Source organism: Mycobacterium sp. (assembly GCF_025933915.1).
GTDB lineage: Bacteria > Actinomycetota > Actinomycetes > Mycobacteriales > Mycobacteriaceae > Mycobacterium.
Map to the genome: position 1 here is coordinate 16,354 of NZ_JAICZA010000013.1, position 22,297 is coordinate 38,650.

General features: G+C 68.7%; 19 protein-coding genes. 7 read left to right on the top strand and 12 right to left on the bottom strand.

Features of this window, described 5'->3' with window-relative positions; all coding sequences use genetic code 11:
- Positions 1 to 18: 18 nt before the first annotated feature.
- The 8 genes from Q0W90_RS03535 to clpB form a co-directional block, all read right to left on the bottom strand.
- Positions 19 to 1,368 (bottom strand): 3-oxoacid CoA-transferase, encoded by a 1,350-nt coding sequence (locus tag Q0W90_RS03535; protein ID WP_297697790.1) that lies wholly within the window; start codon positions 1,366 to 1,368, stop codon positions 19 to 21.
- On the bottom strand, positions 1,365 to 2,504 hold the full coding sequence (locus tag Q0W90_RS03540; protein WP_297773180.1) for a glycoside hydrolase family 76 protein: 1,140 nt from the start codon (positions 2,502 to 2,504) through the stop codon (positions 1,365 to 1,367). The genes Q0W90_RS03535 and Q0W90_RS03540 overlap by 4 nt, the downstream gene beginning before the upstream one ends.
- 64 nt (positions 2,505 to 2,568) lie before the next feature.
- The gene (locus tag Q0W90_RS03545; RefSeq protein ID WP_297597934.1) at positions 2,569 to 3,216 is read right to left on the bottom strand and encodes an RNA methyltransferase; all 648 of its coding nucleotides are present in this window, start codon (positions 3,214 to 3,216) and stop codon (positions 2,569 to 2,571) included.
- Entirely contained in the window at positions 3,213 to 4,127 is a 915-nt protein-coding gene (locus Q0W90_RS03550; RefSeq protein WP_297697794.1) for a hypothetical protein, read from the bottom strand. Before Q0W90_RS03550 ends, Q0W90_RS03545 begins: the two co-directional genes overlap by 4 nt.
- A gap of 12 nt (positions 4,128 to 4,139) precedes the next feature.
- Entirely contained in the window at positions 4,140 to 4,679 is a 540-nt protein-coding gene (pyrE, locus tag Q0W90_RS03555) for an orotate phosphoribosyltransferase (protein ID WP_297597931.1), read from the bottom strand.
- Positions 4,666 to 5,439 (bottom strand): SDR family oxidoreductase, encoded by a 774-nt coding sequence (locus Q0W90_RS03560; RefSeq protein WP_297597928.1) that lies wholly within the window; start codon positions 5,437 to 5,439, stop codon positions 4,666 to 4,668. Before Q0W90_RS03560 ends, pyrE begins: the two co-directional genes overlap by 14 nt.
- A gap of 57 nt (positions 5,440 to 5,496) precedes the next feature.
- Positions 5,497 to 6,375 carry a trehalose monomycolate transport factor TtfA gene (gene ttfA / locus Q0W90_RS03565; protein WP_297773183.1) on the bottom strand — a complete coding sequence of 293 codons (879 nt, stop codon included), beginning with the start codon at positions 6,373 to 6,375 and terminating at the stop codon, positions 5,497 to 5,499.
- A 171-nt stretch (positions 6,376 to 6,546) separates the two neighbouring features.
- On the bottom strand, positions 6,547 to 9,093 hold the full coding sequence (gene clpB / locus Q0W90_RS03570; RefSeq protein WP_297773185.1) for an ATP-dependent chaperone ClpB: 2,547 nt from the start codon (positions 9,091 to 9,093) through the stop codon (positions 6,547 to 6,549).
- Between the two features lie 133 nt (positions 9,094 to 9,226).
- Here clpB and Q0W90_RS03575 point away from each other — a divergent pair, with 133 nt between their 5' ends.
- Genes Q0W90_RS03575 through Q0W90_RS03585 form a run of 3 tightly spaced genes read left to right on the top strand, consistent with a single transcriptional unit; the run spans position 9,227 to position 11,798 of the window.
- On the top strand, positions 9,227 to 9,667 hold the full coding sequence (locus Q0W90_RS03575) for a DUF3060 domain-containing protein (protein WP_297596977.1): 441 nt from the start codon (positions 9,227 to 9,229) through the stop codon (positions 9,665 to 9,667).
- Between the two features lie 32 nt (positions 9,668 to 9,699).
- Complete coding sequence (locus tag Q0W90_RS03580) at positions 9,700 to 10,890, top strand: FAD-binding oxidoreductase (RefSeq protein ID WP_297773187.1); 1,191 nt, start codon at positions 9,700 to 9,702, stop codon at positions 10,888 to 10,890.
- A 2-nt stretch (positions 10,891 to 10,892) separates the two neighbouring features.
- Positions 10,893 to 11,798 (top strand): aldose 1-epimerase, encoded by a 906-nt coding sequence (locus tag Q0W90_RS03585; RefSeq protein ID WP_297773189.1) that lies wholly within the window; start codon positions 10,893 to 10,895, stop codon positions 11,796 to 11,798.
- Here the strand turns inward: Q0W90_RS03585 and Q0W90_RS03590 are convergent.
- From Q0W90_RS03590 to dnaK, 4 genes are read right to left on the bottom strand one after another with little or no spacing between them, the layout of a single operon-like run.
- Entirely contained in the window at positions 11,795 to 12,184 is a 390-nt protein-coding gene (locus Q0W90_RS03590; RefSeq protein WP_297596971.1) for a helix-turn-helix domain-containing protein, read from the bottom strand. The two genes, Q0W90_RS03585 and Q0W90_RS03590, sit on opposite strands and share 4 nt — an antisense overlap.
- Positions 12,184 to 13,362 carry a molecular chaperone DnaJ gene (gene dnaJ, locus Q0W90_RS03595; protein ID WP_297596969.1) on the bottom strand — a complete coding sequence of 393 codons (1,179 nt, stop codon included), beginning with the start codon at positions 13,360 to 13,362 and terminating at the stop codon, positions 12,184 to 12,186. Before dnaJ ends, Q0W90_RS03590 begins: the two co-directional genes overlap by 1 nt.
- Before the next feature lie 49 nt (positions 13,363 to 13,411).
- A complete protein-coding gene (grpE, locus tag Q0W90_RS03600; protein WP_297596967.1) occupies positions 13,412 to 14,059 on the bottom strand; it encodes a nucleotide exchange factor GrpE in 648 nt (215 codons plus the stop codon).
- Entirely contained in the window at positions 14,056 to 15,912 is a 1,857-nt protein-coding gene (dnaK, locus tag Q0W90_RS03605; RefSeq protein ID WP_297596964.1) for a molecular chaperone DnaK, read from the bottom strand. The genes grpE and dnaK overlap by 4 nt, the downstream gene beginning before the upstream one ends.
- 285 nt (positions 15,913 to 16,197) lie before the next feature.
- Here dnaK and Q0W90_RS03610 point away from each other — a divergent pair, with 285 nt between their 5' ends.
- The 4 genes from Q0W90_RS03610 to Q0W90_RS03625 all read left to right on the top strand — a co-directional run bounded on the left by Q0W90_RS03610 (position 16,198) and on the right by Q0W90_RS03625 (position 22,284).
- Positions 16,198 to 16,791, top strand: coding sequence for a hypothetical protein (locus Q0W90_RS03610; RefSeq protein WP_297596962.1), 594 nt, complete (start codon positions 16,198 to 16,200; stop codon positions 16,789 to 16,791).
- Between the two features lie 70 nt (positions 16,792 to 16,861).
- Positions 16,862 to 17,398: a hypothetical protein gene (locus Q0W90_RS03615; protein ID WP_297596960.1), complete on the top strand. Its 537-nt coding sequence runs from the start codon at positions 16,862 to 16,864 to the stop codon at positions 17,396 to 17,398.
- Between the two features lie 97 nt (positions 17,399 to 17,495).
- Positions 17,496 to 19,169 carry an Hsp70 family protein gene (locus Q0W90_RS03620; RefSeq protein WP_297596958.1) on the top strand — a complete coding sequence of 558 codons (1,674 nt, stop codon included), beginning with the start codon at positions 17,496 to 17,498 and terminating at the stop codon, positions 19,167 to 19,169.
- A 250-nt stretch (positions 19,170 to 19,419) separates the two neighbouring features.
- Positions 19,420 to 22,284 (top strand): (Fe-S)-binding protein, encoded by a 2,865-nt coding sequence (locus tag Q0W90_RS03625; protein WP_297773193.1) that lies wholly within the window; start codon positions 19,420 to 19,422, stop codon positions 22,282 to 22,284.
- The last annotated feature ends 13 nt before the right edge of the window (positions 22,285 to 22,297 follow it).

Sequence of the window (22,297 nt, forward strand, 5' to 3'; positions counted from 1 at the left end):
ACCTCGTAGCCCGCGCGGTCAGACCGCGACTTTGAAATCGCAGCCGGTCTTGGCGCGGACGTCCTCGACCGTCACCCCCGGATGCAATTCGGTGAGCACCAGCCCCTGCCCCGGCTCGACGTCAAAGACGCACAGGTTGGTGATGATCATGTCGACCACGCCCTTGCCGGTCAGGGGCAACGTGCATTGCTGGAGGATCTTCGGGGTGCCGTCCTTCGCGGTGTGGTCCATGACGACGATCACTCGCTTGACGCCCGACACCAGATCCATTGCGCCGCCCGGCCCCTTGACCATCTTGCCCGGCACCATCCAGTTGGCCAGGTCGCCGTTCTCGGCCACCTCGAGCCCGCCGAGGATGGACAGGTCGATATGGCCGCCGCGGATCATCGCGAAGGAATCGGCGCTACTGAAAAAGCTGGACCCGGGCAGACTCGTGATGGTCTGCTTGCCGGCGTTGACGAGATCGGGGTCCACGGTGTCCTCGCTCGGGTAGGCCCCGATGCCGAGCAAGCCGTTCTCCGACTGCAGCGTGACGTTGATGTTGTCGGGAATGAAGTTGGCCACCAGCGTCGGGATGCCGATGCCCAGGTTCACGTAATAGCCGTCGCGCAATTCCCGGGCCGCGCGCCGGGCCATCAGCTCACGAATCGGGCTGTCGTTCTTCAGCGCGGCGCCGCCGCTCGTGGTGCGGAACTCGATGCGCTTCTCGTAGCCGCTTCCCGCGATGATGCGGTCCACGTAAATGCCGGGGGTGTGGACCAGGTCAGGGTCCAGCTCGCCCACCTCGACCAGCTCTTCGACCTCGGCCACCGTCACCGCGGCGCAGGTGGCGATCATCGGGTTGAAGTTGCGCGCGGTCTTGCGGTAGACGAGATTGCCGGCCGTGTCGCCCTTCCACGCCTTGACGAGCGCCACATCCGCCCGGATGCCTTCTTCCAGAACGTATTCCGTGCCGTCGAAGACCCGGGTGTCCTTGCCTTCGGCGAGATTGGTGCCGTAGGCCGTCCGCGTGTAGAACCCGGGAATCCCCGCGCCGCCGGCGCGCAGCTTCTCCGCCAGCGTGCCCTGGGGCGTGAGCGCGAGGTCCAGCTCGCCGGCCAGCACCTGGCGCTCGAACTCCTTGTTCTCGCCGACATAGGAGGCGATCACCTTCTTCACCTGCCGCCCCTTGAGCAGCAGGCCCATGCCGAAATCGTCTACGCCGGCGTTGTTTCCAACGATGGTGAGGTCCTTGATACCGCTGTCCACCAGAGCCCGGATCAGCTTCTCCGGGATGCCGCACAGACCGAAGCCACCGGCGGCGATGGTGATGCCGTCCTTCAGCAGGCCGTGCAGCGCCGACTCCGCGTCGGGGTGGACTTTCTTCACAGGGCGCTCCTGTCCTCGTGCGACGATTCGGCGGAGACGTTACAGGCGGCCTCCATGAGCATCCACCCCGACAGCTGCACCGACAGATCCCGTTCGGCGACCTCGGAGGCCATCACGGCGCCCTCGACGAACTCCGCCTCTTTGCCACCCGCGGTGGGTACTTGGGCGTCACGGTCCCAGAAGGGGCCGAACACCGGCAGCCCGTTCACCGTCTGCCGGTAGTCCCACGCCGACTTCGCGCTGGCCAGCACGATCCGGCGGGCGGTGTCGCGGGCCAGCGCGTTCTCCGCCGAGTCCCCGGGCAGCGCCGTCGCCACCAGCGCCAGGTATCGGGCGGTCACACCGGCGAACAGGCCGCCGTCGCCGCCGCCGGCGCCGGCCAGCACGCCCGCCGGCGCCATGTGTTCGCGCACGGCCGCGACCAGCCGATGCACCCGGGCGGCGTGCCGCACCCTGACCTCCGCCCCGGTGCGGGCGGCCAGCTCGGTCTGAAGCCCCAGCACCACACCCTGGCAGTAGGTGTACTGGGCGCGCACCAGCGAGCCGCCCTTGATGCCGTCGAACACCAGGTGCGTCTCCGGGTCGATCAGCGTCTGATCGATCCAATCCCCGATCTGCTCGGCAAGTTTCAGGTGGTCGCCGTAGCGGGCAAGGAAGATCCCCGCGGGGCCGTTGGCCGGGGCGTTGAAGAACCGGTCCTGCTTGCGCCAGGGAATGCCGCCGCCGTCCTCGGGCGACCAGGCCCTGACGAATTGGGCGGCGAGTTTGGGCAACGCTTTTCGGCGCTCGACGCCGGCGATGCGGGCGGCGCGTTCGAGCGCCAGCGCCAGCCAGGCCATGTCGTCGTAGTAGTTGTTGATCCACGAGAAATTGTTGCGCAGCCGGTGCGAGCGGACCTGCCGATTGATCTCGACGTGCCGGTGCGGCTGCGGATCCCGCGCCTCGGCGTCGACGAGGCAGTCCAGCAGATGCGCCTGCCACCAGTAGTGCCAGGTGCCGAACAATCGGTCTTTTCGCTGCGCCGGCCAGGCCACCACGCCCAGCTGAGTGGCGGGCAGCCCCCACAGCCGCTTCAGGTGTCGTTGTGTGACAGCGGCTTCGCAGCTGGCCGCCCGGTTGGCCCAGAGCTGATCCATACCTGCCGATCCTGCCCCATGCGGTTTCGGCGCGTGGTTACGGCGTCGAGTGTGCACCGGTGCCCTACCAGGCGTGGGACAGGTCGGCGTGCTGCTCGACCCAGGCGTGCATGGCGATCCCGGCGGCGACCCCGGCGTTGATGCTGCGCGTCGAGCCGAATTGGGCGATCGACACCGTCAGCCTGGCGCCCGTACGGGTGTCGTCGGTGATGCCGGGCCCCTCCTGACCGAACACCAGCAGGCACTCGCGCGGCAGCGTGGCCTCCTCGAGGCGCGCCGCACCCGGGACGTTGTCGACGGCGACGACGGTCAGGCCGGCGTCCGCCGCGAAGTCGAGCAGCTCGGCGGTGCTGTCGTGGTGACACAACCGCTGGTAACGGTCGGTCACCATGGCGCCGCGCCGATTCCAGCGCCGCCGCCCCACGATGTGCACGGTGTGCACCGCGAAGGCGTTGGCGGTGCGCACCACCGAACCGATGTTGGCATCGTGACCGAAGTTCTCGATCGCCACGTGCAGCGGATGCCGACGCCGGTCGATGTCGGCGATGATCGCTTCCCGGGTCCAGTACCGGTAGGCGTCGACGACATTGCGAGTGTCGCCCTCGCGCAACAGGACTGGGTCATACCGCGGATCGTCGGGCGGCTCGCCCTGCCACGGCCCGACGCCGGCGGGCGGGGTCGCGGACCATTCGGTGGGCCCGGGTCCGTTCATCGCTGCGTCCACACCCCGGCGTGCGTGCCGTCCACGGCCAGCGTCGCGTAGAGCAACGCGTCGTTGATCTCGCCCTGGGTGCACAGCGAGGCGTTGACGCGCACGGCGTCCAGGGACGCGTCGGGCAGGATCAACACCGACGAACCGTAGGTAGCGCAGGCCGGGTTCAGTCCCTTTCCGGGCAGGGTCGGCGCCGCCAGGAGCATCATCGGGCCGCCGCGCTTGGCGGACTCGTCGCGATAGCGGGCCGCGATGGCGCTGGCTTCCAACCCGAGCAGCATGTAGCCGTTGCCGGTGAACGCCCCCGGATCACCCAGCTGCGCCTTGGTCACCGGGGTGCCGTCGGCCCGCCACGCCGACAGGCTGCCGGTCTTGACCGCCAGGCCTCCGGTGTCGTTGGGGTTGGTCGGCAACAACCCCACCGGGAAGGCGACCGGGTAGGCCGACGAGCTGTCCGGGATCCGGTCGCGCGACGAGTAGCTGTAGACGCCGCGAACCTGGCTCCGATCCTTCAGCGGCCCAAGGCAAACCGTGCCGGTGAGCCGGTCGCGCGACGCCGACAGCGGCGCGGGAAGATCACGCACGTTGGTGGTCTTCGCTTGGAAGGATTTGTCGCAGCTGCCCAGGCCGTCGGCCTCCATCGGGTGGGCCAGGGCGCCGTACAGCCCGAAGCGGATGTCCTCGGGTTTGGCGTGCGGGTCCTTGGTCGAGGCCGGGCTCGCGTCGACGTCGACGAGCACGTAGTCGGCGGCCCAGCGCAGGTTCGACACCGACATGTTCCAGCCCAGCAGCGCCAGCGATTCGCCGAGCCGCGCGCCCTGCGCGCCATAGGGCCGGGCGGCGTGGTCCGTCGACGAGCAGCCGGCCAGACACAGCGCCAGGCACGCGGCGATCGCAAGGAAGGTGCGCACGGTGAGACTTGCCTAACCCAGCCCCAGCTCCGCGAGGCCCAGCACGCTGCGGTACGGCAGCCCCTCGGCCTGGATGGCCTCGGCGGCGCCGGTCGCGCGGTCCACCACGGTGGCCACCCCCAGCACCTCGCCGCCGGCCTCCCGCACGGCGCGCACCGCGGTGAGCGCCGAATTGCCGGTGGTACTGGTGTCCTCGACCACCAGAACCCGCCGGCCGGAAACTTCGGATCCCTCGATAAGTCGTTGCATCCCATGGGTTTTGGCCGACTTACGCACGACGAAGGCGTCGATCGGGCGTCCCGGCGCGTGCATGATGGCCGTGGCCACCGGGTCGGCGCCCAGGGTCAGGCCGCCGACCACCGCGTAGTCCCAGTCGCTGGTCAGATCGCGCATCAGCGCGCCGATCAACGCCGACGCGCGGTGATGCAGGGTGGCCCGGCGCAGGTCGACGTAGTAGTCGGCCTCCTTGCCGGACGACAGCGTGACCCGGCCGTGCACCACGGCCAGCCGGCGCACCAGTTCCGCCAACTCCTCGAGCTCAGGTTCGGCCACGGCCGCTACCGATTCGTTTGGTGACCGCGCGCATCAGGGTGCGCGGGATCATGCGCTCGGCGGCGATGATCGCCTTGTACTGCAGGCCGGGAATGCTGATCACCTTGCCGCGGGCGATGTCGGCCAGGCTCTGGCTGACCACGTCGTCGACCTCGAGCCACATGAACGACGGCGACTTGGACATGTCGATCCCGGCGCGGGCGTGAAATTCGGTGTGCACGTAGCCCGGGCACACGGCGTGCACGGAAACCCCGGTGCCCTGCAGTCCGACGGACAAGCCCTCGCTGAACGAGATCACCCACGCCTTCGACGCCGAATACGTCGACCCCCGCCCGGGCACCAGCCCGGCGACGCTGGCGATGTTGATGACGGTGCCGGCGCCCGCGTCGAGCATGGCCGGCAGGGCCGCCCGGGTGAGGTGCATGACCGCGGTGACGTTGACGTCGAGCTGCGACTGCAGCAGCGCGGGCTCGGTGGCCCAGAAGTCGCCGGACGTGGCGAAGCCGGCGTTGTTCACCAGCACGCCTACTCCCGCGGCGAGGCGCTCGCAAACCCGTTGCCGCTCAGCCGGATCGCCCAGGTCGGCGGGCAGAATCTCGACGTTGCCGGCGGTGTCCTGCAGTTCGTCCGCCAGTCGCGTCAACCGTTCGGCGTCGCGGGCGACCAGCACCAGGTCGTAGCCGTCGCGGGCGAGGCGCCGCGCATACCCGGCGCCGATCCCGGAGGTGGGCCCGGTGATCAGAGCTACGGGGCGAGGCATGAGCGACATCTTAATGACGGCGGCGCCACGAGCCCGTGGGCTACCCAGGGCCGGCCGTCAGCGCTGATAGTTGCTGGCCTGATGGCCGTTGCGCCCGTTCGGCGGTGGGCGGCGCAGCGTATCCGGGCGTCCCTCCGGTCGCGGCTGGTCGCGGCGCACCGGCTCGGCGGCCCGGCGGCCGGGCGCGACGTCGGGGCCCAGCAGCCCCGCCACGTTCTGCTGCGGGCGCCTGGGCGGCAGCTCGGCGCGGCCCGCCGGCGCCAACGGCCGGCTCGGCGACGCGTTGCGCGGTCCCGCCGGCGCTCCGGCATCCTGCGGGGTCTCCTCGGGCAGCGGCGGCAGCACCCGCAGCAGGTCGTTGAACTGACGCACGGTGCGCAGCCCCTCGTCCCATTGGGTGCGGGTGCTGGTGATCGGCAAGGCGACCAGCGTCCAGTTCTGCTCGTTCCACATGATCTCGGCCGAGTCCGGTGCGGTGTGGGCGAAGGTGACCATGCGACGGTCGCAGGCGCGGCGGGCGGCGTCCAGATTGGTGGAGTACACCATCCGTGGCCCGATCGCCCCCAACAGCCAAATGTCGCTTTCCCGTGGCTCTTTGAGCCCCTTGAGCCGCAGGTCCACCACGACGTTGGTGCCGACCTTGCGGTGCAGCGCGATCACCGTGGCGACTTCCTCGAGGTCGAAGATGTAGACCGCCTCGCCGCGGATCTGGCCGAGCACCACGTTCTGGGCGGCCACGTCGCCCACCGTCGACATGACACCGCGCTTCCAGCGCTTGAGGATGTCGGTCGATTCACGCTCGTAGTCGAAGCCGTGCGACCGCGCCCACGACTTACGGCGTCTGCTGCGCCCACGCCGACGATCGACGTCGACGTACAGCAGCACCCCCGCGCCGACAAAGCACAGCGCGGAGAGCGTGAACCAGAGGGGGACCATCCAAAACAGGGTATCTGCTATTGGCCCGGAACACAGAAGGCGACCAGGTCACAACCCAATCAAGGTTTGCTGCGCCCCACTGATGCGTACCGCTGTGTGGATGCGCCGAACGTCGACTTGTTGCGCGGTTGGCGCGAAATGCCCGCAACAAGTCGACGTTCGAGCAGCAACTCACCCCAGGATCAGCGAGTCGCCGTCCGGGCTGACGTTCACCGGAACGGTGTCCCCGTCGTGCACGTCGCCGGCCAACAACTGCTTGGCCAGCTGGTCACCGATGGCCTGCTGCAGCAGCCGGCGCAGCGGCCGCGCGCCGTAGACCGGGTCGAATCCGCGATGCGCCAGCCACTGCTTGGCCGGCAGCGACACCTCCAGCGTGAGGCGACGCTGGGCCAGCCGCTTCTGCAGCTGGGCCAGCTGGATATCGACAATCTGCACCAGTTCTCCGGGCTCCAGGCCGTGGAAGATGATGACGTCGTCGAGCCGGTTGATGAACTCCGGCTTGAACGCCGCCCGCACCGCGGCCATCACCTGCTCCTCGGTGCCCCCCGATCCCAGGTTGGACGTCAGGATCAGGATGGTGTTGCGGAAGTCGACCGTGCGGCCCTGCCCGTCGGTGAGCCGGCCTTCGTCGAGCACCTGCAACAGCACGTCGAACACGTCCGGGTGCGCCTTTTCGATCTCGTCGAACAGGATCACCGTGTACGGACGCCGCCGCACCGCCTCGGTCAGTTGACCGCCCTGGTCATAGCCGACGTAACCCGGAGGGGCGCCGACCAGGCGGGCCACCGAGTGCTTCTCGCCGTATTCGCTCATGTCGATGCGGACCATCGCGCGCTCGTCGTCGAACAAGAACTCCGCCAGCGCCTTGGCCAGCTCGGTCTTACCGACACCGGTCGGCCCGAGGAACATGAACGATCCGGTCGGCCGGTTGGGGTCGGCGACACCGGCCCGGGCACGCCGCACGGCGTCGGACACCGCCGCCACCGCCTTGCGCTGCCCGACGACGCGCTTGCCCAGCTCGTCTTCCATGCGCAGCAGTTTCGCGGTCTCGCCTTCGAGCATCCGTCCGGCCGGGATGCCGGTCCACGCCGACACCACATCGGCGATGTCGTCGGGGCCGACCTCCTCCTTGAGCATCACGTTCTCGCGAGCCTCGGCCTGCGGAAGCGCGGCGTCGAGCTTCTTCTCGACCTCGGGGATGCGTCCGTAGCGCAGCTCGGCGGCCTTGGCCAGATCGCCGTCGCGCTCGGCCCGCTCGGACTCCCCGCGCAGCGCTTCGAGCTGTTCCTTGAGGTCGCGCACGACGTCGATCGCGCTCTTCTCGTTCTGCCATCTCGTGGTCAGCTCCGCCAACTTTTCTTTCTGGTCGGCCAGCTCGGAGCGCAGCTTCTCCAGCCGCTCCTTGGACGCGTCGTCCTCCTCCTTGGCCAGCGCCATCTCTTCGATCTCGAGGCGGCGCACCAGGCGTTCGACCTCGTCGATCTCGACGGGCCGCGAGTCGATCTCCATCTTCAGCCGGCTGGCGGCCTCGTCGACCAGGTCGATGGCCTTGTCCGGCAGGAAGCGTGCGGTGATGTAGCGGTCGGACAGCGTCGCCGCGGCCACCAGGGCCGAGTCGGTGATGCGCACGCCGTGGTGCACCTCGTAGCGGTCCTTCAGCCCGCGCAGGATGCCGACGGTGTCCTCCACCGACGGCTCGCCCACGAACACCTGCTGGAAGCGGCGCTCCAGCGCGGCGTCCTTCTCGATGTACTTGCGGTATTCGTCGAGCGTGGTGGCGCCGACCAGGCGCAGCTCGCCGCGGGCCAGCATCGGCTTGATCATGTTGCCGGCGTCCATCGCGCCCTCGCCGGTCGCCCCGGCGCCGACGATGGTGTGCAGCTCGTCGATGAAGGTGATGATCTGGCCGGCGGAGTTCTTGATGTCGTCGAGGACGGCCTTGAGGCGTTCCTCGAACTCGCCGCGGTACTTCGCGCCGGCCACCATCGAGCCGAGATCCAGGCTGATGACGGTCTTGTCGCGCAGGCTCTCCGGCACGTCGCCGGCGACGATGCGCTGGGCCAGGCCCTCCACGATCGCGGTCTTTCCGACGCCGGGCTCGCCGATGAGCACCGGGTTGTTCTTGGTGCGCCGGCTCAATACCTGCACGACGCGGCGAATCTCGTTGTCGCGGCCGATGACCGGGTCGAGTTTGCCTTCGCGGGCGCGCGCGGTCAGGTCGGTGGAGTACTTCTCCAGCGCCTGATAGGTGGCCTCGGGGTCGGCGCTGGTGACCCGGGCGCTGCCGCGGACCTTGACGAACGCCTCCCGCAGCGCCTGCGGCGATGCGCCATGGCCGGTGAGCAGCTTGGCGACCTCGGAGTCGCCGGTGGCCAGGCCCACCATCAGGTGTTCGGTGGAGACGTATTCGTCGTCCATCTCGGTGGCCAGGTGCTGGGCGGTGGTGATGGCCGCCAGCGACTCGCGGGACAGCTGGGGTTGCGAGCTGGCGCCGCTGGCCTGCGGCAGCTGCTCGAGCAGGTGCTCGGCTTCGGCGCGAATGGCAGCGGGTTCGACGCCCACGGCTTGCAGCAGAGGCGCGGCGATGCCGTCCGCCTGCGTCAGCAAGGCCATCAACAGGTGAGCGGGCCGGATCTCGGGGTTACCGGCGGCCGAGGCCGCCTGCAACGCCGAGGTCAGCGCCGCTTGGGTCTTGGTGGTCGGGTTGAAAGAGTCCACGACACCTCCATTCGGGTCGAAAAGGAGCTGGCAAAAATGCTTGTCTGCTTGTCCAACGTCGTCAAGGTTGAGTCTGTTCCGCTCAACTCTATCGAGTTTTGGACAATACGGTGTACGGGGTACCCCCGTGGCGATGACGCAGACGACCGAGCACCCCGACCAGGCCGGCGCCGAACTCGCCCCAACCCCGCGCCGAGGCGCCGGCTTATGGCTGGCCGCCCTCGCCGCCGTACTGGCGCTCGCCGGGCTCGTCTCCGTCGGGGTGCGCACCGACCTCGCCAACGGCAGCCAGTCGACGGAGGTGCCGGACGCCGGGACGCTGCAGGTCAGCGGCGCCGGTGCGACCAAGGCGCTGCCCTGCCACGCCGGCTATCTGTCGGTGAGCGGAAAGAACAACACCATCACCCTCACCGGGCACTGCGCCAGCGTCACCGTCTCGGGTAGCGGCAACCGCGTCGCGGTCGACAGCACGGACGCGGTGAGCGCATCCGGAACCGGCAACGTCGTTGTCTACCACTGGGGTTCACCCAAGATCGTCAACGCCGGGACCGCCAACATCGTCCGGCAAGGCTGAGTCACCGGCATCCGAGCCTAGAATCGGGGCCCGTGAGCCTCGAGGACGTCCAAGCGTTGCGCGTGCTGCGCGACGCTTTCGACCCGGACGACGCGGGCCACTCGGGCTCCCAGGGTGATTCCGGTGACCTCGTCCACCGCTTCTACACCCACTGGTTCGCCCTCGATGCCTCGGTACGCGACCTGTTCCCACCCGAAATGGGGGCCCAGCGCGTCGCTTTCGGCCACGCCTTGCACTGGGTGTACGGCGAGCTGGTGGCGCGGCGCGCCCAGGAACCGGTGACGTTTTTGGCCCAACTCGGACGGGACCATCGCAAATACGGTGTGCTGCCACACCATTACGAAACCCTGGGTCGCGCGTTATTGGCGACGCTGCGCTCGCACCTGGGCGCGGCCTGGACCGGCCCCGTCGACGAGGCGGCCAGGCAGTCACTGAACCTGATCACCGGGGTGATGAGCGGCGCGGCGGACGCCGAGGAGGGACCCGCCTGGTGGGACGGCACCGTCATCGAGCACATGCGGGTGTCCCGGGACCTGGCGGTCGTGCGGCTGCAGCTCGACCAGCCCATGCACTACCACCCCGGGCAATACGTCGACGCCCATGTCCCGCAATGCCCGCGCCGCTGGCGGTATCTGAGCCCCGCCATCCCGGCCGATCCCGGCGGCGGGATCGAGTTCCACGTCCGCCTGGTCCCCGGCGGCCTGGTCAGCACCGCGATCGTCAACGAGACGCGGCCCGGCGACCGCTGGCGGCTGTCCAGCCCGCACGGCGGCCTGGGCGTCGACCGAGAGGGCGGCGACGTCCTGATGGTCGCGGGCAGCACGGGTCTGGCGCCGCTGCGGGCGCTGATCATGGACCTGGCCCGGCACGCGGTGAACCCCCGGATACATCTGTTCTTCGGCGCGCGCTACCGCTGCGAACTCTACGACCTGCCCACCTTGTGGCAGGTCGCGTCGCACAATTCGTGGCTGTCGGTCTCGCCGGTTTCGGAGTACAACGCCGACCCGGCCTGGGCCGCCGACTATGCCGACGTCACCCCGCCGCGGGGCCTGCATGTGCACCAGATCGGACGGCTGCCCGACGTGGTGACCAAGTACGGCGGCTGGGGAGACCGGCAGATCCTGATCTGCGGCGGGCCGGCGATGGTCGGCGCCACCAAGTCCGCCCTGATCGCCAAAGGCGCTCCGCCCGAACGCATTCAGCACGATCCGCTCTGGAGGTAGCCATGCATGTCGTCACCCTGCGCGATCCCGAGTCCTCGGTAACCGCGCAGTTCGTCCCCGAGGCGGGCATGATCGGCACGTCGCTGAGCGACGCGGGCGTAGAGCTGCTCGGCCAGCGCCGCGGCCTGGACGCCTACATCACCGACGGCAAGACGATGGGGATCCCGATCCTGTATCCGTGGGCAAACCGGTTGGGCGAGAACGCCTATGCCGCGCAGGGCGTGACGGTCACCCTGACACCGGGCGAAAACGGGGTGCGCGCCGACCCAAACGGGTTGCCCCTGCACGGCGTCCTGGCCGCCTATCCCGGCTGGCGGGTGACCGACGAAACCGCCAACGAATTGACCGCGCGGGTGGATTTCGGCGCCGATCCCCGACTGCTGGCCAGCTTCCCGTATCCGCACGTGCTGACGGTGGCGGTGCGGCTGGCCGACCGCACGCTGACGGTGCGGACCACCGTCGACGCCACCGCCGCGCCGGCGGTGCCGCTGTGCTTCGGGTTTCATCCCTACCTGCAGCTGCCGGGTGTGCCCCGACGCGAATGGGTCATCGAGACACCGGCGCTGCGGCACCTGGGCCTCGACGACAAGGGGTTGCCCACCGGCGAGTCCACTCCGCAGCCAGAGCGGCGGGAAACGCTGTGCGACAAGACTTTCGACGATGCCTACGATCAGGTGAACGACGGCGCGGTGTTCGCGGTGTCCGGCGGCGGACGCCGCCTCGAGGTGCATTTCGAGCGGGGCTACCCGGCGGCGCAGATCTTCGCGCCGGCGGCCGAGGACCCCGACAAGGCCATCGTGTGCTTCGAGCCGATGACCGCGCCGACCGACGCGCTGCGCCGTGGCGGCTATCGCTGTGCGCGGCCGGGCGAACCGGCGGTGACGCAGTTTTCGATCCGCGTGGCCTAGCGCCCCCGGCGCGGCTGCCACACGACCAGCGCGGTGCTCTTGGGCACCACCGCCACATCGCGGCGCTGGCTGCTGGCACGCGTCTGCGCCAACTCCTCGGTCAGCTCCCGCACCCGCGCCTGCAGCGCCTCCACGTGATTGGTCAGCTCGATGATGCGCTTGATCCCGGCGAGGTTGACGCCCTCGTCCTGCGAGAGCCGTTGCACCTCGCGCAGCAGATCCACGTCGTGCTCCGAATAGCGGCGTCCCCCACCGGTAGTGCGGCGTGGGCTGACCAGGCCGAGACGGTCGTAGGTGCGCAGTGTTTGGGCGTGCATGCCGGCCAGCTCGGCGGCGACCGAGATCAGGAAGGTCCGCGTCTCGTGCCCTTTCTGGTTCTTGGCCATCACCGGTTACCCGCCCATCCAGCCCGTGGGTCAAAGCCACTGGAGCGCTCGGCGGCCGCGTACGCCTCCAGCGCCTCCTGAGCGTCGCCCTCCAGGTTCGGTGGCACGGCCACCTTCACGGTGACCAGCAGGTCCCCGTTGCCGCCGCTGCGCTTGGGCACACCGCGTCCACGCACCCGCAGGATGCGGCCGTCGGAGGTCCCCTTGGGCACCCGAACACCGACTTTCCCGTCCAGTGTGGGCACCGAAATCGTTGAACCCAAAGCCAATTCGGTGAAGCTGACCGGAACGGTCACGGTCAGGTCGTCGCCATCGCGCCCGAACACCTTGTCCGACCGCACGTGCACCGTCACATACAGGTCGCCCGACGGCGCGCCCCGCAACCCCGCTTCACCCTGGCCGGGCAGCCGGATCCGCTGTCCGTCCTCGACCCCGGGCGGGATCCGCACGTTGATGGTGCGGGTGCGGGTGGTGACCCCGGTGCCCTTGCACTCGTCGCAAGGGTGCTCGATGATCGAGCCGCTGCCGCGGCAATCGGTGCAGGGTTCGGAGAACCCGAACGCGCCCTGGTTGCGGTTGATCACGCCGGAGCCGTTGCAGGTGGGACACACCTTCGGGCTGGTGCCCGGCCGCGCCCCGCTGCCATGGCAGTTGGTGCACGGCGCGGGGCTGGTCAGCCGCAGCGGCATCGCCACGCCCTTGGCGGCCTCGACGAAATCCAACTGGGTCTCGGTCTCGAGGTCGTTGCCGCGGCGCGGCCGGCTGGGACGGGCGCTCGAACCGCGCCCGAACAACCCGCCGAACAGGTCGCCGATATTGGTGCCGCCGCTTCGGCCGGCGGCATCGAACAAATCGTTGAGGTTGAACTCCGCCCCATCGCCGCCGACGTTGAAGCCGCCGAAGCCCCCACCGTCGAACCGGCGCCCGCCAAAACCCCCGCCGGCGAACAGCCTTCGGGTTTCGTCGTATTCCTTGCGCTTGGCGGGATCGGACAGCACGTTGTGCGCCTCCGACACCGCTTTGAATCGTTCACCGGCGGCGGGATTGTCCGGGTTGGCGTCCGGATGCAGATCGCGCGCCAACTTGCGGTAGGCGCGCTTGATCTCTTCGGGACTGGCGTCAGAGGAGACGCCGAGCTCCTTGTAGAAGTCTTTTTCGACCCATTCACGCTGGGCCATGTCGCGTCACCCCCTCACCTTTCTGATTTTGTTGTGCTGATTGTGTGGGCTAGTCACCGGGTGTGCCGGCGTTATCGTCCGATTCGGCCGGTCCGGATTCCTGCGCCTCACCGGTCGCCGCCGGTTCGGCGGCGCCGTCGGCGACGGTGTCGACGACACCGACCATGGCGTGGCGCAGGATTTGGTCGCCGAGCTTGTAGCCCTGCCGCATGACGGTGCCGATCACCGGGCGGGAGCCGTCGCCCTCGTGCTGCACGGCTTCGTGCAGCACCGGGTCGAAGTCTTCGCCCTCCTCGCCGAACGCCGTCAGGCCGAGCCCGGTCAGCGCGTCCACGAGCTTGTCGCCCACCGCCTTCAGCGGGCCCGACTCCAGGTCGCCGTGCTTGCGCGCCCGGTCGAGATCGTCGAGCACGCCCAGCAATTGGCTCACGACGGCGGCCTTGGCCCGGTCCGCCGCGGCCTGCTGGTCACGCAGCGCCCGCTTGCGGTAGTTGGCGAAGTCGGCCTGGACCCGCTGCAGATCGCCGAGCAGCTCGGCCGCCTTGCCGGACTCCTCCGCGCTTTCGCCCGCGAACGCCCCCGGGGCCGTCCCTCCCGGCGTGCCGCCGGGAGGGACCTGCCGTACTTCGCCGGTCTCAGGATCGATTCGCCGCTTGTCGGTGACGGTCACCTGTTCCTGTGGATTGCCTTCTGTCACTTGGACTCCCGGTCATCGTCGACCACCTCCGCGTCCACGACGTCGTCGGCGGAACCCGACGGCCCGCCGGACGCGTCGGCCTGATCGCCACCGGCCTGGGTGGCCTCGTAGATCGCCTGCCCGAGCGCCTGCGACTCCTGGCCCAGCTTCTCCATCGCCGACTTGATCGCGGTGATGTCGGTGCCGGCCAGGGCCGTCTTGGCCTCGGCGATCGCGGCGTCGACCTTGGACAGCGTGTCCTCGGGAACCTTCGAGCCGCCTTCGGCGCCCCGTTGTTCGGCGACGAACTTCTCCGTCTGGTAGACCAGCGATTCCGCCTGGTTGCGGACGTCGGCCTCCTCGCGACGCTGACGGTCCTCCTCGGCGTGCGCCTCGGCGTCCTTGATCATCCGGTCGATCTCCTCCTTGGACAGGCCGGAGCCCTCCTGGATTTTGATCGTGTTCTCCTTGCCGGTGCCCTTGTCCTTGGCCGTGACGTGCACGATGCCGTTGGCGTCGATGTCGAAGGTGACCTCGATCTGCGGAACGCCGCGGGGCGCCGGTGGGATGCCGGTCAACTCGAAGGAGCCGAGCAGCTTGTTGTGCGAAGCGATTTCGCGCTCACCCTGGTACACCTGGATCTGCACCGACGGCTGGTTGTCATCGGCCGTGGTGAAGGTCTCCGACCGCTTGGTCGGGATCGTGGTGTTGCGTTCGATGAGCTTGGTCATCACGCCACCCTTGGTCTCAATACCCAGGCTCAGCGGCGTAACATCAAGCAGCAGAACGTCTTTCACCTCGCCCTTGAGGACACCCGCCTGCAGCGCGGCACCCACGGCCACAACCTCGTCGGGGTTGACGCCCTTGTTGGGTTCCTTGCCGCCGGTCATCTCCTTGACCAGTTCCGACACCGCGGGCATCCGGGTGGAACCACCCACCAGGACCACGTGGTCGATCTCGGAGACCGAGATACCGGCGTCCTTGATCACGGACTGGAAGGGCTGACGGGTGCGGTCCAGCAGATCCTGTGTGATGCGCTGGAATTCGGCGCGGGTCAGCTGCTCGTCGAGGAACAGCGGGTTCTTGTCCGCGTCGACGGTGATGTAAGGCAGGTTGATCGACGTGCCCTGCGAACTCGAGAGCTCGATCTTGGCCTTCTCCGCGGCCTCACGCAGCCGCTGCATCGCCATCTTGTCCTTGGTCAGGTCAATACCACTGGTGCCCTTGAACTTGTCGACGAGCCACTCGACGACGCGGTCATCCCAGTCGTCCCCACCGAGGTGGTTGTCACCGCTGGTGGCACGGACCTCGACCACACCCTCGCCGATCTCGAGCAGCGAGACGTCGAACGTGCCGCCCCCGAGGTCGAAGACCAGGATGGTCTGTTCCTTCTCACCCTTGTCCAGGCCGTAAGCCAGTGCGGCGGCCGTCGGCTCGTTGACGATGCGCAGCACGTTCAGGCCGGCGATCTGGCCGGCCTCCTTGGTCGCCTGACGCTGGGCGTCGTTGAAGTACGCCGGCACGGTGATGACCGCGTCGGCGATGTCCTCACCCAGGTATGCCTCGGCGTCGCGCTTCAGCTTCATCAGCACGCGGGCGCTGATCTCCTGGGCGGTGTATTTCTTGTCATCGATCTCGATGGACCAGTCGGTGCCCATGTGCCGCTTGACCGAACGGATGGTGCGGTCGACGTTGGTGACCGCCTGGTTCTTGGCGGGCTGGCCGACGAGCACCTCGCCGTTGCGCGCGAATGCGACGACAGACGGGGTGGTCCGCGAGCCCTCGGAGTTGGCGACCACGACGGGGTCACCGCCCTCGAGAACTGCGACGACGGAGTTGGTGGTCCCGAGGTCGATACCGACCGCACGAGCCATAGTGATTCCTCCTGATTGTGTAGAGCCTGTTTGGTGCCACTATGCTGAGTGAACCCCGCTCAAGCCTGCCCCTGGGGGCTGCGGGCTGTCAAACCCATCTTGAGTCTGGTTCACTCAACTTGTCGATCATGCTAACGGCCCACGGTCGCGTGTTGTTCCCGGGGTCGGTCACGCGGCGATAAAACTTCACCATCGGCGCCGCATCGATAGGCCGTCGAGTGCAGCGACCGTCGACCGTGCATGAGTAACCTGAGTGCGCTATTCGAATCGTCTGGGGAGCGGCGGGTGCGGTTGTCGGATAATGCGCGGCGGAGCCTGGCCGGTGGTTCGCTGCTGCTCGTAACCCTGTTCGTCGGTTCGGGGCCGGTGTCCGGCTGCAGCTCCGTCATCGGCGGCCGGCCGGTGGCCTCGCCCGGGCCGGGCGCAGGCGAGCCGTCCTTCCCCACGCCCCGCTCCACACCGTCGTCGCCCTCGGCGACCGCCGCGCCCGCCCCGGGGGCTCCGATCGCGCCGACGGGCCCCACGAACGCGGCCGGCGCCATCCCGCTGCCACCCGATCAGAACGGCTACGTCTTCATCGAGACCAAATCCGGCGTGACGCGCTGCCAGATCAACAAGGACGCCGTCGGCTGCGAGGCGCCCTTCACCAACTCCCCGCTGCAGGACGGTGAGCACGCCAACGGCGTCAGCATCACCACCGGCGGCAAGGTGCAGTGGGTGCTGGGCAACCTGGGGGCCATCCCGACCGTCAAGATCGACTACCAGACCTACGCCGCCCAGGGCTGGACGATCATCGCCAACGTCGACGGCACCCGCTTCACCAACGACCAGACCAAGCACGGCATGTTCGTCAGCATCGACAAGGTCAACACCTTCTGAGTGCGGCCGCCGCACCGATTGAAGGACTGCCATCAGGAGATTGGCAGGCGCGGTCAGTACCATCGGTGCCGTGGCATCCAACGGTCCACGCGATGACTTCCACAACCGGCCCACGCAGCATGCCGACTTCGGCGTGAGCGAGCCGCCGACCGGTGAAGTCCCGCCACCGAATTTCCCGCCCCAGCCGCCGCATGGGTTCGAGCCACCCGATGGCGTCGACCCCTTCGACCAGGAAGCCGAGCCGAAACCCTGGTATCGCAAGCCGGGGATGCTCGTCGCCTGGCTGCTCTCCGTCGTCATCCTGATCGCGCTGATCGTGTTCGGCATCATCGAGCTCATTCAGGGAGATCAGTCCGTCAACCACGCCCCCACGTCGACGACGAGCACGACGAGCACCACCACGACGACCACGACGACGCCGACGACCACGACCTCGCCCAGCAGTAGCGCGGAAGAACAGCCGCCGGCTCAGCAGCCGACGCAGCAGCAGCCCACCGGAACACAGACGCAGCAGCCCTCGCATCGCCACCATCTGCCGCAGCTGCCACCGGTGATCACCATTCCGCAGGTGCCGACGGTCATCACGGTGCCGCCGGGCCTGCGTTAGCGAGTCGACGGCAGGCCGATCACGTTCGGCGGCGCGGCGGGGACGGCGCCCTAGACTCGCTGCAATCCACGGGGACAACTGACACAGGGGTGCGGACATGAGCGAGTCGCTCGGGCTATCGATCGGGGTGGCCAACCTGGTGGCGGCCCGTGCGGGCAGCGCTCCGGTAACCCGCAGCTCGGTGTTGACCTTGTTCGAGCAGCGGCCCACCGAAGTTGGCCTGCCGGAAGAGAATCCGAACCTGGCGACACCCGGCCTGGTGCTGCGGGGGTTCGTCGAGCGGGTCGGCGACCGGGCTCCGTTGGTGGCGGCTGACGGCACCAAGTACCTCGGCGCGGCGCTGACGGTCGAGGCGATCGAGGCGATGGCCCGCGCGGTCGGCTACGGAACCCCGATCACCATCGCGGTGCCCGCCTACTGGTCCGACGAACAGTTCGCGGCGCTGCGCGAGGAATTCTTCGCCCAGTCGGACCTCGCACGTGGCGGGGTCGCACCGATGCTGGTTTCCGACGCCACGGCCGCGCTCGCGGCGCTGCGCGGCACACCGGGATTCCCGGCCGACGGCGTCATCGCGCTGTGCGACTTCGGCGCCGGCGGCAGCACCATCACGGTCGTCGACGCCCACGCGGGATTTGCGCCGGTCGGCCCGGCCGTGCGGCACACCGATTTCTCCGGCGACGCGATCGATCAGCTCATCGTCGATCACCTGCTGGCCGCCGATGTCAGCACCGCCGTCCTGGGCGGCACCGCGCGGATGGGGTCGCAGACCCGCCTGCTCGGCGCATGCCGGCGCGCCAAGGAGCAACTGTCGACGGCCGCGGTGAGCACCGTCGCGGGGGCTTCCGGTGAGGTCGCCCAACTGACCCGCACCGAGTTCGAGCAACTGATCTCCCCACCGCTGGACCGGTTTCTCGCGTCGCTTCAAGACACGTTGCGGCGCAACGGGATTCCGGCCACCAACGTGCGCGCCGTGGCGATCGTCGGCGGCGGCGCGAGCATCCCGTTGATCACCGCGCGGTTGTCCCAGCGCTTTGGCGTGCCGGTCCGCAGCACGGCGCAGCCGGCCTTGCTCGCCGCGCTGGGCGCGGCGGCGCTTGGTGCGCAGTACGCATCGGGGGGTGCTCCGACCGTCGCGGGCGCCGCCGTGGAGACACCGACCGAGATGGTCGGCGCCGCCGGCGTCGGCATGACCCAGGCCGCGTGGGCCGCGCAAGCCACCGACGTGGATGACGCCCTGGCGTGGTCGCAAGACGCCGACTCCGACGAGCCGGTGCCCTACACCGGACGCGACGCCACCGGCGAATATGCCGGTGAGGCGAGCGAATTCGAGTATCCCGAGCAGGACGGGCTGCCCTGGTACAAGCGCACGGCGCTGGTGCTGACCGTGGCCGGGGCGGTCGTGGCGGTGCTGGTGGCCGCGGCGTTGGCGATCGGCCTGCTGATGACGAAGTCCACCCCGGGCCCTCCCACGTCGCCGCCGAGCCCATCGGCGCCGCCGCAAACGGTGACCATCACCGGGCCGAATGACAGCACCACCGTCACCGTGGTTCCGGCGCCGCCGCCACCGTCCAGCGAGGCGCCGGCCACCACCACCACCACGACGGCGCCGCCGGAGCCGTCGACCACGACGACCACGCCTCCGCCGAGCACCACGACGACCACCACCGCGCCGCCCACCACGACATCGCAGGTGACCACGACCACCGCCGCGCCGTCGACCACACGCACGCGACCGTTCCCACCCATCTTCCAACCCCCATTCGGGCGCTGACACGAACGATTGCGCCCGGGCCGAAAAGGGCCCGGGAAAAGGGTCATTCGGCGAAATTCGGTGGCGCTCATCACTCCGACGAACGTCACACTCCGTGAGTAGACATCAATCGCCAGGCCAGAGGCGCCGACGAACGGAAAGTTAGGGCAGCCTTTCTCGCGGCGAAAGCGGCGAGGATGCGACGATGAGCGGGGCTTAAGCAGGCAGATAAAGCACCGGCCGAATTACCTAGGCATTGGGGAGATCTTCTGTGACGACGCAGATGCTCATCAGACTGGTCGTGGGCATGGGCATGACGGTGCTCGTGGTCGCGCTCGCCGCACGGCGGGTCCTGTGGCTGACCAAGCTGGTCACGGCCGGCAGGTCGGCGCCGGGGCGCATCGACAAACCCGTCAAGCGAATCTGGGCCGAGGTCTCCGAGGTCTTCGGGCAGCGCCGCATGCTCAGATGGACGATCCCCGGCCTGGCGCACTTCTTCACCATGTGGGGATTCTTCATCCTGCTCACGGTGTATATCGAGGCCTACGGGCTGCTCTTCCAGGACAACTTCCACATCCCGTTCATCGGGCGGTGGGACGCGCTGGGCTTCCTACAGGACTTCTTCGCGACCGCCGTCTTCCTCGGCATCGCCACCTTCGCCGTCATCCGGCTGCGCACCGAGCCAAAGGATTACGGCCGCGACTCACGGTTCTATGGCTCGCACACCGGCGGTGCCTGGCTGGTCCTGTTCATGATCTTCAACGTCGTGTTCACCTACGTGTTCGTGCGCGGAGCCGCGGTCAACAACGGCACGCTGCCCTACGGCAACGGCGCCTTCCTGTCGCAACTGTTCGGCGTCATCCTGCGGCCGCTGGGCCAACCCGCCAACGAAATCATCGAAACGACGGCCCTGCTGCTGCACATCGCGGTCATGCTGGCGTTCCTGATCATCGTGCTGCACTCCAAGCACCTGCACATCTTCTCGGCGCCGATCAACGTGATCTTCAAGCGGCTGCCCGACGGACTCGGCCCGCTGCTGCCGCTGGAACACGACGGCAAGCCGATCGACTTCGAAAACCCGCCCGACGACGCAACATTCGGGCGCGGGAAGATCGAGGACTTCAGCTGGAAGGCCATGCTGGACTTCGCCACCTGCACCGAGTGTGGGCGCTGCCAGTCGCAGTGCCCGGCGTGGAACACCGGCAAGCCGCTCTCGCCCAAGCTCCTCATCATGGATCTGCGCGACCACTGGCTGGCCAAGGCGCCCTACATCCTGGGCCAAACGCCGCAGCCCACCGACGGTTTCGACGCTGAGGCCGCGCACGACGACGGCCATCACGTTCCCGAGGCGGGCTTCGGCCGCGTCATGGGCTCCGGCCCCGAGCAGGCCACCCGGCCGCTGGTCGGCACCGAGGAACAGGGCGGCGTCATCGACCCCGATGTGCTGTGGTCGTGCGTGTCCTGCGGGGCCTGCGTCGAGCAGTGTCCGGTGGACATCGAGCACGTCGATCACATCATCGACATGCGCCGCTACCAGGTGATGATGGAGTCCGAGTTCCCCTCGGAACTGTCGGTGCTGTTCAAGAACCTGGAAAGCAAGGGCAACCCGTGGGGCCAGAACGCCTCCGACCGCACCAAGTGGATCGACGAGGTCGACTTCGACGTACCGGTCTACGGCGAGGACGTCGACAGCTTCGACGGCTACGAATACCTGTTCTGGGTGGGCTGCGCCGGCGCCTATGACGACAAGGCCAAGAAGACCACCAAGGCCGTCGCCGAGCTGCTGGCCGTCGCCGGGGTGAAGTACCTGGTGCTGGGCACCGGCGAGTCCTGCAACGGTGACTCCGCGCGCCGCTCGGGCAACGAGTTTTTGTTCCAGCAGCTGGCGCAGCAGGCCGTGCAGACCCTGGACGGACTGTTCGAGGGCACCGAGACCGTCGACCGCAAGATCGTGGTGAGCTGCCCCCACTGCTTCAACACCCTGGGCCGCGAATACCGCCAGCTCGGCGCGGAGTATTCGGTCTTGCACCACACCCAGCTGCTGAACCGGCTGGTCCGGGACAACAGGCTGGTGCCCGTGTCCCCGGTGTCCCAGTCCATCACCTATCACGACCCCTGCTACCTGGGCCGGCACAACAAGATCTACGACCCGCCTCGCGAGTTGATCGGGGCCGCCGGCGCAGACCTGACCGAGATGCCACGCAACCGCGAACGCAGCTTCTGCTGCGGGGCCGGTGGCGCGCGGATGTGGATGGAAGAACACATCGGCAAGCGGATCAACCACGAACGCGTCGACGAGGCGCTGGCCACCGGGGCCACCACCATCGCCACCGCGTGCCCCTTCTGCCGGGTGATGATCACCGACGGCGTCAACGACCGCCAGGACGAGGCCGGGCGCACGGGCGTCGAGGTGCTCGACGTCGCCCAGATCCTGCTCGCGTCTCTTGAGTACGACAAGGCGACGCTGCCCGAAAAGGGCACGGCCGCCAAGGAAGCCTCCGAAAGGGCCGGCGCGCGGGCGTCTCAACAGGCCGCGGCGGCGCCCACGGCCGAGGCAGCCGCGGCCTCGGCGACCGCCCCCACCGAGGCGCCCGCCGAGGCGGCCCCGAAGGCCGAGACCACTGCGGCTCCCGCCGCACCCGTGAAGGGGCTGGGGATCGCCGGAGGCGCGAAGCGACCCGGCGCCAAGAAAGCGGCACCCGCCACAGAAGGCGGGGCAGGCAAGGCCGAGGCGGCCGCGCCCCCCGCGCCGGTGAAGGGTCTGGGCATCGCCGGCGGCGCCAAGCGTCCCGGGGCGAAGAAGGCGGCACCCGCCAAGGCCGAGACACCCCAAGCCGAGGCACCCAAGGCCGAGGCGGCCGAGACCGAGGCCAAGGCGCCCGCTGCGCCGGTGAAGGGCCTGGGTCTGGCCGCGGGCGCCAAGCGACCTGGGGCCAAGAAAGCGGCACCGGCAACCGAGGCGAAGGCGGAGACCCCGAAGGCGCAGACTCAACCAGCGGAACAGGCGGACGCCGAACCCGAGGCGGCGCCCAAAGCGGAGCCGGCAAAGGCAGCCGAGGGCGACGCAGCAAAGCCCGAAGCACCCGTTAAAGGTTTGGGTATCGCTCGCGGCGCTCGCCCACCGGGCAAGCGCTGATCACAGTTTGACG

Bases quoted from the DNA above. Each gene is read 5' to 3' on its own strand.
- Q0W90_RS03540 (WP_297773180.1), bottom strand. From the start codon at position 2,504: ATGGATCAGCTCTGGGCCAACCGGGCGGCCAGCTGCGAAGCCGCTGTC.
- Q0W90_RS03545 (WP_297597934.1), bottom strand. From the start codon at position 3,216: ATGAACGGACCCGGGCCCACCGAATGGTCCGCGACCCCGCCCGCCGGC.
- Q0W90_RS03560 (WP_297597928.1), bottom strand. From the start codon at position 5,439: ATGCCTCGCCCCGTAGCTCTGATCACCGGGCCCACCTCCGGGATCGGC.
- ttfA (WP_297773183.1), bottom strand. From the start codon at position 6,375: ATGGTCCCCCTCTGGTTCACGCTCTCCGCGCTGTGCTTTGTCGGCGCG.
- Q0W90_RS03575 (WP_297596977.1), top strand. From the start codon at position 9,227: ATGACGCAGACGACCGAGCACCCCGACCAGGCCGGCGCCGAACTCGCC.
- Q0W90_RS03585 (WP_297773189.1), top strand. From the start codon at position 10,893: ATGCATGTCGTCACCCTGCGCGATCCCGAGTCCTCGGTAACCGCGCAG.
- Q0W90_RS03590 (WP_297596971.1), bottom strand. From the start codon at position 12,184: ATGGCCAAGAACCAGAAAGGGCACGAGACGCGGACCTTCCTGATCTCG.
- dnaJ (WP_297596969.1), bottom strand. From the start codon at position 13,362: ATGGCCCAGCGTGAATGGGTCGAAAAAGACTTCTACAAGGAGCTCGGC.
- dnaK (WP_297596964.1), bottom strand. From the start codon at position 15,912: ATGGCTCGTGCGGTCGGTATCGACCTCGGGACCACCAACTCCGTCGTC.
- Q0W90_RS03620 (WP_297596958.1), top strand. From the start codon at position 17,496: ATGAGCGAGTCGCTCGGGCTATCGATCGGGGTGGCCAACCTGGTGGCG.